A 12,492-nucleotide genomic window follows, 5' to 3' on the forward strand; every position below is an offset into this window, starting at 1 on the left:
GGGAATATAAAGCGAATGACCAAAAAAATCGCCCTCGCAGCAGCTGCGAGGGCGTTTTTGTTTCGGCACCGACGGTTCATGCAAGGACCATGGCTTGCCGATGGCGCGTCTGTCTGGTTCAGGCCACCAGTTCTTCGACCGGGATATCCAGCATAAAGCGGGCATCCTCGCGGCTGAGATAAACCATGAAGGCCTCCAACAGCTGTTCCCGGCCATGGACAGCCCATTTCAGCGCACCGGGCTCGGTATGCATATAGCCCACGCGCTCGGAGAACCCTTTGAATGCCACGGCACGCAACATGAAGCCGAATATCCAGTCCGGGTCCCAGCGATTGACCGCTTCGAGGATGCCCGCGCGCGTCAGCACACTGGACAGGCCGGTGCCACGGTACTGTCCTTCGTCCGGGGCCATCCAGACCTCACCATGGTAAACAGCATCACCGTTGATACGGTGCGCGCCGGGTGACGCCCGATACCGCGACCGCCCCAGATCGACACCGGGAATAGGCGGCGGGAATTTCTGATAATTCCGCATCAGGTAGGTGCTGAGCGCCACATCCTGAAGACTGATTGTCTTGAACGCCTGGGTATGGATGAGATCGCCAAATTGGTTGCGACCGATCAGCCAGAAACCGGTTTCTTTCCTGAGATCATGGTATTCAGGGTTGAATGGATCGCCAAGCTTTTGCGCTGGACGCTCTTCTTCAACTACGGTTCTATAGATTTCAAAGTCGCTGCCGACCGTGATCTCTATCTTGTTGGCCCCCAGAATATTTCCGCTTGTCGCAATGAAGGGCGCTGCATTGCTTGGAAATTGAACAGTCATGACTCTTGGTCTCCTTAGCCGCCTGACCTCAGGTTACGCCAAGAAGTAGAAAAACACCCGTAAATTGAATCGAATTTGTCAAAATTAAGGCAGAAACTCGCTCAAGTCATGGAAATCTCCTCGAATTTTGCCTCATTTTTGTCGAATTCCTGCATCCCAATATCCACCAATCCGGCCAGTTTTTCAGGCTCCAGGTTGCGAATCAGGACCTCCGGAGTCGGCACAACAAGGGTCATGACCGCTGGCGATCCGTCAGGGAAAAACCCTGCCATCATAAGGCGTTGATATGCGATTGGGTCCCAGCCTGCACCGTCTGGCCGGGGCATGCGGGTAAAGACGTGGTCCAGTCGGGCAAGCTGTGTAGCCTGCACATCGTGGAATGCCTGATTGAGCATGTGCCCAAATTCTTCGCCCGCAGGTAGTAGGGCAATGGGTCTGCCGATGCTCGAACGGGCATAATCCAGCCCGAACCACCCCACATAGGCCGAGCGCTCGCCAAATTCGACACAAAGCCACTCTGTGCCTGATTCGCGGTATACGAGAAGATAGGGCCGGACATGGGCCAGGCTCTTGCTCTCGATCTGACCGCAGGACATGGACCAGGCACGAAAGGTCTCACGCAACAGGAGGGACGAGTCCTCCCATATCAAACCGATTGGCTTCTGCTCCTGATAGAAATCCCAGTCGCCGACATGCGCCTGCAGAGACTGGAGGTTCCCGTGCGACGACGACGCGCCACGCAGCCATGTCTTACCCCGCGCGAGGATATCTTTTGCGCCAGCAAGGCTTGCCTCGCCTTTCTCGCTCAGCTGGTAACGCCGGTCATCCACGATAAACAATGGCGCGCCCAGCTCTGCCTCAAGTGATGCAATGTGTCGGCGCAATGTCTGCCTGGTACTGCCCAATTCCTTAACCGCATGGCTCAGGTTCAGGGTCCGGGCAAGCGTGACGAACGACCGTATCATCTCGAAAAGCAGCGCGGGCGGGGCGCTTTCGATATCGCTCAGCGTTGCGTCAATTTTGATCATAGGTTTATTCATCAACAAAAATCGTAAACCAATCACCCATTAATGCAACAATTATCACCCATCCCCATCACATTCGTGAACAGAAAATAACAGAATCTACGCAATTGAATGGAATGGGGAAACTCGCGATTAAAGTGTATGTTCAACCAGAGGTTCCAAGTCATGCCCCATCCAGTAGACGCCCACGTCGGAAAAAAACTTAAGCAAATTCGCACGCTGCGCCGCCTTTCGCAGACAGATGTAGCGCGAAAGCTCCACCTGTCGTTTCAGCAAATTCAGAAGTATGAGATCGGTTCAAACCGGGTTGCCGCCAGCCGTCTTTTCGAATTGGCGCAAATCCTTGATGTTCCGCCGTCCTACTTCTTTGACGGGCTGCACGACAATGCCAACACAGCCCCCAATGCCGACCCGAGCATGGAAATTGTCTCCGCCCTGGCATCTATCAAGGACGATGCTGTAAAAACGCGGATCGTCACGTTTATCGAAGACATTTCCGGCGTCACTGTCGCACGTCAAGGGTAAGATGGTTGCAGGTCTCCCTGCTGCCGTCGCGGTATTTCACTACATGATAAGCCCATTTGGGCATCACTCTTTACCAATCGCCCGTTGTTTCGACGCCCTGTCGCTCTGAAAACAGCAGGGCGACGGCCCGTCGGCGAAATCCTGTCTCAGCATTGATTTGGCTGCCATGACGGCCAAAGATAGGGCACCTGCGTGTCAGCCCAGTCTTTGCATGTTGCCATGCAGGTCAATATCACTGGCTGCGCAATTTTAGAACAAATTGCCGCAGCGAAACGTATCTTTGTTGTGCTGCGACTGCGAAGAGGCTAAGTGGCTAGCCAGCAGAAAAGGGATGATAGACATGGCACATGATGGTCAGGACCTGACGACACTGAACGCACCTGTGATACTTGATAACCTGCTGGAACTTACCGCAGCATCGGTTGGCCCGGTCGACAGCATCCTTGAAAAGGCCAAGGACAGCGTCCGCGCAATGGTCAGCACCGATGGCCGGGTCTCGGCCAGTCTGATCGAGCAGCATCAGACCGCTGCCCATGGCCTTGCGTGGCTTGCCACCTATGCCCAATCCCTCCGTCAGATGCAGAAATGGGCCCAAGCGCTGGAATCGAACGGCAAATTCGGCGAGATCGAGCAGCTGATCCACCAGATCGCCTTTGGCGAATATCTCTGGCAGATCTACGGCGGCATTCAGATGAACCAGGGCGAGATTCTGCGCTTGCAGGACCTCGGCCTGTCCCAGAACGATATGCGGGGCCTGATGGAACCCGCGATCGTGACGCTGACCCAGGGCGGCAACACGCAGGCCGCACGGATTCGTCTTGTCGACCTCATGCAGGAGCAATCTGCAAACATCACCATGGGGGCCACGGGCCTCGACGAAGAACTTGAGATGATTCGCGAGCAATTCCGCCGCTATGCGGTGGAAAAGGTCGAACCATTTGCACACGACTGGCACCTCAAGGACGAGCTGATCCCGATGGAGGTGATCACCGAACTGGCCGAAATGGGTGTCTTTGGCCTGACCATCCCCGAGGAATACGGCGGCTTCGGCCTGTCCAAGGCCTCGATGTGCGTGGTCTCGGAAGAACTTTCGCGCGGATATATCGGTGTCGGCTCCCTTGGCACCCGGTCGGAGATCGCGGCGGAACTGATCATCGCGGGGGGAACCGACGCGCAGAAAGAGAAATGGCTGCCCCGCATCGCCTCTGCCGAAACGCTGCCCACAGCGGTATTTACCGAACCGAACACGGGTTCCGACCTCGGCAGCCTGCGCACGCGCGCTGTCAAGGACGGCGATGACTACAAGATCACCGGCAACAAGACCTGGATCACACATGCCGCCCGCACCCATGTGATGACCTTGCTCGCCCGGACTGACCCGGACACCACAGACTATCGCGGCCTGTCGATGTTCCTGGCCGAAAAGACCCCCGGCGATGACGCCAACCCCTTCCCCACCGAGGGCATGACCGGCGGCGAGATTGAGGTTTTGGGCTACCGCGGCATGAAGGAATACGAGCTGGGCTTTGACGGCTTCCACGTCAAAGGGGAAAACCTGCTGGGCGGCGAAGAGGGCAAGGGCTTCAAACAGTTGATGGAGACCTTTGAATCCGCGCGTATCCAGACAGCGGCCCGCGCCATCGGCGTTGCGCAATCGGCGATGGATATCTCGATGCAATACGCGCAGGACCGCAAACAATTCGGCAAGGCGTTGATCAACTTCCCGCGCGTGGCATCCAAACTGGCCATGATGGCGGTCGAGATCATGATCGCGCGGCAACTCACGTATTTCTCGGCCTTTGAAAAGGACGAGGGGCGCCGCTGCGACGTGGAAGCCGGGATGGCCAAGCTGTTGGGCGCACGGGTCGCCTGGGCCGCCGCCGACAACGGGTTGCAGATCCACGGCGGCAACGGCTTTGCGCTGGAATACAAGATCAGCCGCGTCTTGTGTGACGCACGCATCCTGAACATCTTTGAAGGTGCCGCCGAAATTCAGGCGCAGGTCATCGCGCGGCGGCTGTTGGGCTAGAGCGATGGCGAGGAAATCGGCAACGATTTCCGACTCGGACATCGCGCAATATCAAAGGGATAGAGTACCCGATTGAATCAGGTAAACTGGACGGTGCTCTAGGCAGAAAACCTCGGCCTTGCCTCTCCCAGGCGCGGGTGCAACCCCCGCGCCAGCCAAGCCGCCCACAACATGCCGCCGCCACAGACCGCAAACAGGCCTGCGATCGGCATGCTCAGCAGCACCAGACCGGCCACGGCAGGGGTCACAATGCCCGAGGCATCGCGATAGCTGGAATAGACTGCCGACATTTCCGTCCGCTCCGACGGTTTCACCGCCATCAGGAACGGCAGCGATCCGCAGACGTCCAGCATGATCAGCAGGACTGATGCAAGATACAGGCTCGCCACCACCATCCAGGGCGACGCCGTCAACATCCAGCCGCCGATGAAGAATGCACCGCCCAGGGCAAAGGCCCCGCTGACGGCGTTGCGCACGCCCACCCGGCGCACCACCACCATCAGCAGCGGAGCCGCAAACAACGTCATGTTCGAGGCCGACAGCGCCGCCGCCCCCACCGCGTTGCCCAGCCCGTTTTCAACGCAAAAGATCGGCAGATAAACGACATAGACCCACCAGCCGCAGGATCGGATCACCGCAAACAGCCAGCCTGCCACAAGCCGGGGTTGATGTACGAAACGCCCGAGGTAGGCCAGCGGCTGCGGCGCCTGTGATCGCGCGCGGGTGATCTGTTTGCCGTTGCCCATCCGCAGCCGCCAGAACATCGCCATCTGCACCAGTGCAAACAGCCCTGCGACAATGAAGGGTGCAGGCGCCCACCAGTTCAGCAACCAGACGCCGGTGATCGGCCCTACAACCCAACTCGGCCCGCTGAACAGCAGACGCATCGATTCAGACCGCGCCAGGTTGGTACGCGCCACATAATCAAGCACATAGGCGTTCAGACAAACCGCGCAGGTAACCGTGCCGAGGCTGAGCACACCCAGCGCCAGCGCGCTCAATATCGGGATCTGGGTCAAGGCCAAGGCAACACCCAGCAGATAGAACACGGTTCCTGCCGTATACATCCACCGTCGCGACAAGCGCGCCGCCAGCGATGGCACCATCAGCCCGAACAGCAACGACACGATCCCAACGGCAAGATAGATCCAGCTGACCAGGCTGGCATCAGGGTAGGCACGGTAAATCACCAGTGGCATCACAGACATCAGCATGCCGCGCACGCCTGCCTCCAACCCTGCAAGAACGGCAAAATCGCGAACCTGTGGAAGGTGCAGATGGGTAAGCGGCAATGGCGCGCGGGGACTGATCATGCCTGTTTCTTGATCACATGGCATCCGCCCCGTCGCAGCATTACGCGACAATTCGCGTGTCGGAAACATTGCTTCCGGTGACGGCTTGCCTTGGCTACGGCCCGGCCCTATCCACTGGCGCATGAATACAACGCGGCTCAATTCGGACAGGTGGATCGCAGCAGGGTTTGACGCCCTGAGGCAGGCAGGCCCGCAGGCGCTTGCCGCCGAACCCCTGGCACGCAGGCTGGGAACCACCAAGGGGTCGTTCTACTGGCATTTCAAGGATGTGCCCGCCTATCACGCGGAATTGCTGGCACGCTGGCAGACCGATGCCCTCACCCAGTTGGCCGATATGCGACAGCAGGACGGCCCCGCCGACCGCAGGCTGCGCGACTTTGGCCTTGGGATGCTGGCCGATCTCACCGAGCCATCCCTGCGCGTCTGGGCACAAAGCCTGCCCGACGTGGCCCGCGCCCTCGCCCGGATTGATGCGGAAAGGCTGTCCCATCTGGAAGATCTGCTGCGCCAGCTCGGCCTGGGCAACCCAGACTTTGCCCGCGCGCTGCTGGCGGCCCTGATCGGCCTGCCGCAGGTCACCGCATCCGGTGGCGATACTTCTGCGGCGGCCTTTGAAATCCTTGTCGATACAGTACTGGCGCTCGAATGATGATGCGATACTTTCCCCTTGTGGCGCTGCTTGCCCTCGCGGCCTGCGACAGCGACGAAACCCTGCGCGCCCATGGTGCCGCCGACAAGGAGTGGCGTCTGGTCGAATTGCAGGACGCACCCTTTACGGCGACAGCCACCCTCACTTTCCCTGAACAGGGCGTGGTCACAGGTCAGGGGCCCTGCAACAGCTTTTCGACAACCAATACCGTGCCCTACCCATGGTTCGATGCTGGCCCCGTCATCGCAACGCGCCGGGCCTGCCCGGACCTTGCCGCCGAAAGCGCCTATTTTACCTTGCTGGAGGCCGCCACCCTGTCAGAGGTGCTGGGCAACACGCTGACCCTGTCGGACGACAGCGGTGTGCTGCTGACGTTCAAAGCCGACGACTGAAGGCTTCGACGAAACGCGCGCGCGCTTCGGGCAGGGGCTTGTCCCCCAGATCCCGTGCCAGATGTGCCTCCAGGAAATACCCCGTGGTGCGAAAGGCACTGGCGATCTCGGCGTCCTCCGCCTCACCCTGCCCGCGCAGCACATCCGGCAACGGCAACAGCCGGTCGGCCCAATCGCCTGCGCCTTTCGCCGACACCGCCCGCCCGGATTTGGGCGAAACATACAACAGTTTCTCGGTGGTCCCCGTCACCGCGCAGGACGACAGGTCAAGCCCATATCCCATCTCTTCGAGCAGCCCCAATTCCCACTGAAGATAGGCCAGCGGCCAAACTTCGTTCTGCCCAAGCAGATCAAGCAGCCTTTCCGTCCGACGATAGAGGCCGGGATGCGCCTCACGCTCCGGCAGGCAAAAGGACAGGATCGCTGTGACCGCGTTCAACCCGGCCAGTGCCAGCCGGTCCGACATCACCAGTGCAGCCCGACTGCGCAGCGGCTCGACGGTAAAGGCCCCGATGTGGTCTTCCAGCCGCGCCCGCCAGGCCACGTCAAGCTGCGCACCCGGCTGCAGGTGCGGCGCAATCTTGCGACTGGTCCCGCCACGCACTACCCCCAGATGACGCCCCTGCGCCGCGGTGAACATTTCGATGATTGCGGATGTTTCCCCGTGGCGGCGCACCCCAAGCAATATGCCCTGACCGCGCCATTCCATCAGGTCAGCCCGTCCTGATCCAGCAGGTGCCGCCCCTGACGGTCCTCGACCTCTATCACCCATAGATCGGGGTCAAAACCCCGCTGCCGCGCCACGATGTCATCGACCTCACGTTCTACACCGCTGCTCAATTCGACCCAGCGACGGTCCCCGGTCATCAGGTCGAACGACCGCTGGAACAACACCGCATTGCCATCCAGCGTTGCCAGTTTGACCAATACCGCGCCGCCAGTATCATCCCCATGCGCCACCACAAAGGCAGGGATATCGCTCAGCCGCAACCGCGCCAGATAGGCGTCGACCCAGAATCGTGCGGTCAGACGGGGCACGCCATCCCCCGCTTCATTGTTCCAAAAATACACTCTTCCGGCGCAACATCGCGGCCGGGTTCACCCGTTGCCATCTTTGAAATCCAGACCCATTTCGGTATAGCGCTCCGCCTCGTCCAGCCAGTTCGCCCGAACCTTGACCTGCAGGAACAGGTGAATGCGCCTGCCCAGAAACTCCTCCAGCTCTTCCCGCGCGGCCTTGCTGACCTGTTTGATGGTCTCGCCCTTGTTGCCAAGAACGATGCCCTTGTGGCCATCGCGAATGACATAAATCAGCTGATCAATCCGGGCGGAGCCATCTTTACGCTCTTCCCAGTTCTCCGTCTCGACCGTCAGTTGGTAAGGCAATTCCTGGTGCAGCCGCAGGGTCAGTTTCTCGCGGGTCATCTCTGCGGCGATCATGCGCAACGGCAGGTCCGCGATCTGATCCTCCGGATAAAGCCACGGACCCTCCGGAACCTCCCCCGCAAGCCACTGCCGCAGGGCGTCCACGCCATGTCCGCGCTCGGCGGAAATCATGAAAGTCTCCGCGAATTCGTACCGGGCGTTCAGGTCCTTGCTGAGACCCAGCAGGACCGGCGCCTCCACCCGGTCGATCTTGTTGATCGCCAAGGCAACCTTGCGGCCTTGTCCGATATCGACCAGCCCCTCAAGAATGCGTTCAACCCCTTCGGTGACACCGCGATGGGCCTCGACAAGCAGGACAACCACATCGGCATCCGCGGCCCCGCCCCATGCGGCGGCCACCATCGCACGGTCCAGCCGGCGGCGCGGCTGGAACAGCCCCGGCGTATCCACAAAGACGATCTGGGCCTCCCCTTCCATCGCCACGCCCCGGATTCGGGCACGGGTCGTCTGCACCTTATGGGTCACGATCGAGACTTTCGCCCCAACCATGCGGTTGAGCAGGGTGGATTTACCCGCGTTGGGCTCTCCGATCAGGGCAACAAATCCGGCACGGGTGGTCATGTGTTGTTCTCCAGCTGCCTGAGCAGCGTGCTTGCAGCTTCCTGTTCGGCCGCGCGTTTCGACGGGGCAGTCGCCCGTGCCTTTTTGCCGTTTTCCAACCGCGCCTCGATGGTAAAGACCGGGGCGTGGTCCGGACCGCTGCGGGCGGTCTGGACATATTGAGGTGGTGCCAGCTTGCGCGCTTGCGCCCATTCCTGCAAGGCTGTCTTGGCATCGCGGGCATCGTCCTCGACGGTGTCGATCCGCGCGCCCCAAAGCCGCAACACCAGCTCCTTTGCCACGTCAAATCCACCATCAAGATAGACGGCGGCAATCACCGCCTCGATCCCGTCGCCCAAAAGCGCCAGCTTGCGCCGCCCGCCTGAAATCATTTCGGACCGACCCAGCTTCAGAACCTTGCCCAGATCAATCTCGCGCGCCACATCCGCACAGGTTTCCTTGCGAACCAAGGCATTGAAACGGGGGGCCAATTGTCCCTCCGTCGCGCCGGTATCCAGCGCCAACAGCGCCTCCGCCATAACCAACCCCAGCACCCGGTCCCCCAGGAACTCCAGCCGCTGGTTGTCGTCCCGGTTGGCCGAAGACATCGAGGCATGGGTCACCGCACGGACCAGCAGGGCAGGATCGGCGAACCGGTGGCCGATGCGCTCTTCAAAGGCCTTGAGGTCCCCGCTCAGTTTCATTTCACCGCTTTGAAGAACCGGTCGCCGCGCCAGGTCCAGAAAAACAGCATCGACCGGCCGGCGGAACTGAACATGATACGATCAGCCCGGCCGATCAGGTTTTCGAAGGGCACGAACCCAACGCCACCCGCCTGCTGTGCCAGGCGGCTGTCGGCAGAGTTGTCGCGGTTGTCGCCCATGAAGAAATAATTCCCTTCGGGCACGGTATACACGCCAGTGTGGTCCGACTGCTGATCACCGATATTCAGGATCGCATGGGATACACCGTTCGGCAGCGTCTCGATCTTGCGGCTCTTCTGGCAGGTGCCACCCTCTCCGACCGGTCCATTCTCGCATCTGGGGCGCAATCCCTGAGGGCCCTGGGCCGTCATCTCTTCCTCAAAGACACCTGCGTCTTTCAGCGCCACGGCTTCGCCGTTGATCTGCAACACGCCCGCCTTGACCTGAACCGTGTCACCAGGAAGCCCGATCAACCGCTTGATGTAGTCGCGGCCCGAAACCGGGTGGCGAAAGACGACCACATCACCGCGCTCGGGCTCGCTGCCAAACAGGCGGGTGTTTTCGCCGTCAAAGACTCCGCAGATGTCCTTGGCATCCACCTCGATGCCAAAACGGGGCAACATCAGGCTGGGACAGGAGGCATAGGAATAGCCATAGGCCATCTTGTTCACGAAAAGAAAATCGCCGATCAGCAGCGTTTCCTTCATCGACCCGGACGGAATCCAGAACGGTTGAAAGAACAATGTGCGGAACACGCCTGCAATCAGCAGTGCATAGACAATTGTTTTGACGGTTTCGACAAAGGCATTGCCTGTCTTTTCCTTCTCGGCCATTCGGCGCTTTCCTTTATGCTCGGACTTGGGGCTACATGCGCAGGCACGACGCTACTGTCAAGGGAAGGCGCGCGGGCCCTGCCCCCTGAGGCCTGTTTCGCGCATTCGCTGCCGGATCACCCGGCTGATCCGATGACCGGGCGCGCCTCGATCACGACAAAGGCCTGCGCCCAGGGGTGATCATCTGTCAGGGTGACATGGATGATGGATTCATGCCCCGGCGGTGTCATATCGCGCAATCGTTCCGCGGCCCAGCCGGTCACTGACATCACCGGCTGGCCGGTTGCAAGGTTGCTGACGGCCATGTCGCGCCAGCTGATCCCCATGCGCAGGCCTGTGCCAAGCGCCTTGGAGCAAGCCTCCTTCGCGGCCCAGCGCTTGGCGTAGGTTCCCGCGACATCCTTGCGGCGCTCGGCCTTGCGTTGCTCGACTTCGGTAAAGACCCGGTCCCTGAACCTGTCGCCAAACCGGTCAAGCGTGCCCTGAATGCGTTCGATATTGGCCAGATCAGTGCCGATGCCCAGGATCATCAATTAACCTTTCGCACTGGGGTCATGCCACTGTGTTCATGACCGTGCTTCATCCATCAGGCGGCGCATTTCCGTGATCGCAGGCTCCAGCCCCAGGAAAATCGCTTCCCCGATCAGGAAGTGGCCGATGTTGAGCTCGCGCACTTCGGGAAAGGCGGCAACAGGCGACACCGTGTCATAGGTCAGCCCGTGACCGGCATGCACTTCCAGCCCCATGCCATGCGCCATGGTCGCCATCTCTTGCAAGCGGCGCAATTCCTCCTGCGCCTCCTTGAACCGCCCCTCTGCATAGGCATCGCAATAGGCGCCAGTATGCAGTTCGATCACTTCCGCACCGATCCGGCTGGCAGCCTCGATCTGGCGTTGGTCGGCGGCGATAAAAATGGATACCCGGCACCCCGCATCCCGCAGCGGAGCAATGAAATGGGCCAGCTTGTTTTCCTCGCGCGCCACTTCAAGGCCACCTTCGGTGGTGCGTTCCTCGCGTTTTTCGGGCACGATGCAAACCGCGTGTGGCAGGTGGCGCAGGGCAATTTTCTGCATCTCGTCGGTCGCTGCCATCTCAAAGTTCAGCGGCACCGACAGCACATCCATCAGCCCTTCGATATCAACATCAGAGATGTGGCGCCGGTCTTCGCGAAGATGCGCGGTAATGCCGTCGGCACCTGCCTTTTCAGCAATCTTTGCCGCGCGCAGCGGATCGGGGTATTGGCCCCCCCTGGCGTTCCGGACGGTCGCCACATGGTCGATATTCACGCCCAGTCTGAGCTTTTGTTGTTCGGCCATTTCCAGCCCCCTCATTTATCCGCCTGCACGCCAGGGCCCGTGGACGTTCATCTTCCACCACCCGTTTCAGTCCAAAATTTCTCAGTTCCAGGCAAGAGAGCGCAGGAATAGCCCGCTATTTCAAGCTCTCTTAGTGCAGAAATGGGCAATTTTGGCGAAACCCCTCCGGGATGGCAGCGGCAAAATTCGTCTCGCGCGGGTGGTCGAAGATGAACGTCCACAGGCCCTAATCCATTTTGCGCTTTGCGTCAGCCTTAAGTGCCGTTTTTTGCTTCAGCGCTTCGAACTTTGCCTTGATCATCCCCTTGCGCCGTTTCTGATAGGCGCGCAGCAGCGGAACCATGAGGTAATAGGACAGGGTCGCAAAGAAAATGCCGGGCAGGATGCCCCCGATCAGGTAGGGATAGAAAATCTGTTGGACAAACACCACGATGCCCGACCAATCCATGTTGGTATCCGTGAACATTGCCCGCAGGTTCCACCAAAGATCTGCCCCGGCATCCGCGAACTTGCCGCCAAAGGACCGATGGTCGCCTTCGGGCAAATGTGATCCCAGAACGAAATGCCCGGTTTGCAGTGCCATCACACCGATCGGGACATAGGTCAGCGGATTGCCAAAGAACGTACCCATCAGGGCGGCCAGCACATTGCCCTTCATCAGTTTTGCCAGCAGCGCGGCGATCAGGAAATGCAGGCCATAGAACGGTGTGAAAGCCGTAAAGACGCCCGCCCAAATTCCGCGGGCGATACGTTCCGGACTGTCCGGCAGCCGTTTCATGCGGTGCTTGACGTAGTGAAACGCGCGCGTCCATCCACCGCGAGGCCAAAGGAATTCGGCCATCGCGCGCAATGTGGGCTTCGGATCACGGCGTTTGAAAATCAAATCCAGTTTCC

At 59.9% G+C, this 12,492-nt stretch carries 15 protein-coding genes; 4 read left to right on the forward strand and 11 right to left on the reverse strand.

What is annotated here, in order from left to right:
* Positions 1-118: 118 nt before the first annotated feature.
* Together A8B82_RS02990 and A8B82_RS02995 are read right to left on the reverse strand one after the other, a co-directional pair.
* Positions 119-826: a hypothetical protein gene (locus A8B82_RS02990; RefSeq protein WP_067288027.1), complete on the reverse strand. Its 708-nt coding sequence runs from the start codon at positions 824-826 to the stop codon at positions 119-121.
* Between the two features lie 101 nt (positions 827-927).
* Positions 928-1,890, reverse strand: coding sequence for a helix-turn-helix domain-containing protein (locus tag A8B82_RS02995; protein WP_201120732.1), 963 nt, complete (start codon positions 1,888-1,890; stop codon positions 928-930).
* Positions 1,891-2,016: 126 nt separating this feature from the next.
* On the opposite strand from A8B82_RS02995, the gene A8B82_RS03000 reads away from it, so the two are divergent.
* Positions 2,017-2,376, forward strand: a complete 360-nt coding sequence (locus tag A8B82_RS03000; RefSeq protein WP_067288641.1) for a helix-turn-helix domain-containing protein — start codon at positions 2,017-2,019, stop codon at positions 2,374-2,376.
* Between the two features lie 340 nt (positions 2,377-2,716).
* Positions 2,717-4,405, forward strand: a complete 1,689-nt coding sequence (locus A8B82_RS03005; protein WP_067288029.1) for an acyl-CoA dehydrogenase family protein — start codon at positions 2,717-2,719, stop codon at positions 4,403-4,405.
* 98 nt (positions 4,406-4,503) lie between these two features.
* On the opposite strand, the gene A8B82_RS03010 is transcribed toward A8B82_RS03005, so the two are convergent.
* Entirely contained in the window at positions 4,504-5,718 is a 1,215-nt protein-coding gene (locus tag A8B82_RS03010) for an MFS transporter (protein ID WP_067288031.1), read from the reverse strand.
* Between the two features lie 121 nt (positions 5,719-5,839).
* On the opposite strand from A8B82_RS03010, the gene A8B82_RS03015 reads away from it, so the two are divergent.
* Together A8B82_RS03015 and A8B82_RS03020 are read left to right on the forward strand one after the other, a co-directional pair.
* Positions 5,840-6,367 (forward strand): TetR/AcrR family transcriptional regulator, encoded by a 528-nt coding sequence (locus tag A8B82_RS03015; RefSeq protein ID WP_067288032.1) that lies wholly within the window; start codon positions 5,840-5,842, stop codon positions 6,365-6,367.
* Entirely contained in the window at positions 6,364-6,759 is a 396-nt protein-coding gene (locus A8B82_RS03020; protein WP_235604608.1) for an META domain-containing protein, read from the forward strand. Before A8B82_RS03015 ends, A8B82_RS03020 begins: the two co-directional genes overlap by 4 nt.
* Here the strand turns inward: A8B82_RS03020 and recO are convergent.
* From recO to A8B82_RS03060, 8 genes are all read right to left on the reverse strand, one after another.
* Positions 6,743-7,468, reverse strand: a complete 726-nt coding sequence (recO, locus tag A8B82_RS03025) for a DNA repair protein RecO (protein ID WP_067288034.1) — start codon at positions 7,466-7,468, stop codon at positions 6,743-6,745. The genes A8B82_RS03020 and recO overlap by 17 nt on opposite strands.
* Positions 7,468-7,797 carry a DUF1491 family protein gene (locus tag A8B82_RS03030; RefSeq protein WP_067288644.1) on the reverse strand — a complete coding sequence of 110 codons (330 nt, stop codon included), beginning with the start codon at positions 7,795-7,797 and terminating at the stop codon, positions 7,468-7,470. Before A8B82_RS03030 ends, recO begins: the two co-directional genes overlap by 1 nt.
* A 60-nt stretch (positions 7,798-7,857) precedes the next feature.
* A complete protein-coding gene (gene era, locus A8B82_RS03035) occupies positions 7,858-8,766 on the reverse strand; it encodes a GTPase Era (RefSeq protein WP_067288036.1) in 909 nt (302 codons plus the stop codon).
* Positions 8,763-9,449, reverse strand: a complete 687-nt coding sequence (gene rnc, locus A8B82_RS03040; RefSeq protein ID WP_067288038.1) for a ribonuclease III — start codon at positions 9,447-9,449, stop codon at positions 8,763-8,765. Before rnc ends, era begins: the two co-directional genes overlap by 4 nt.
* On the reverse strand, positions 9,446-10,282 hold the full coding sequence (gene lepB, locus A8B82_RS03045) for a signal peptidase I (protein WP_067288039.1): 837 nt from the start codon (positions 10,280-10,282) through the stop codon (positions 9,446-9,448). Before lepB ends, rnc begins: the two co-directional genes overlap by 4 nt.
* Before the next feature lie 116 nt (positions 10,283-10,398).
* Positions 10,399-10,812 carry a holo-ACP synthase gene (gene acpS, locus A8B82_RS03050; RefSeq protein ID WP_067288041.1) on the reverse strand — a complete coding sequence of 138 codons (414 nt, stop codon included), beginning with the start codon at positions 10,810-10,812 and terminating at the stop codon, positions 10,399-10,401.
* Between the two features lie 36 nt (positions 10,813-10,848).
* Positions 10,849-11,598 carry a pyridoxine 5'-phosphate synthase gene (locus A8B82_RS03055; protein ID WP_067288042.1) on the reverse strand — a complete coding sequence of 250 codons (750 nt, stop codon included), beginning with the start codon at positions 11,596-11,598 and terminating at the stop codon, positions 10,849-10,851.
* A 226-nt stretch (positions 11,599-11,824) separates the two neighbouring features.
* Positions 11,825-12,481, reverse strand: a complete 657-nt coding sequence (locus tag A8B82_RS03060) for a DUF2062 domain-containing protein (RefSeq protein ID WP_067288044.1) — start codon at positions 12,479-12,481, stop codon at positions 11,825-11,827.
* Between the last annotated feature and the right edge of the window lie 11 nt (positions 12,482-12,492).

Source organism: Sulfitobacter sp. EhC04, assembly GCF_001650875.1.
Taxonomy (GTDB): Bacteria; Pseudomonadota; Alphaproteobacteria; order Rhodobacterales; family Rhodobacteraceae; genus Sulfitobacter.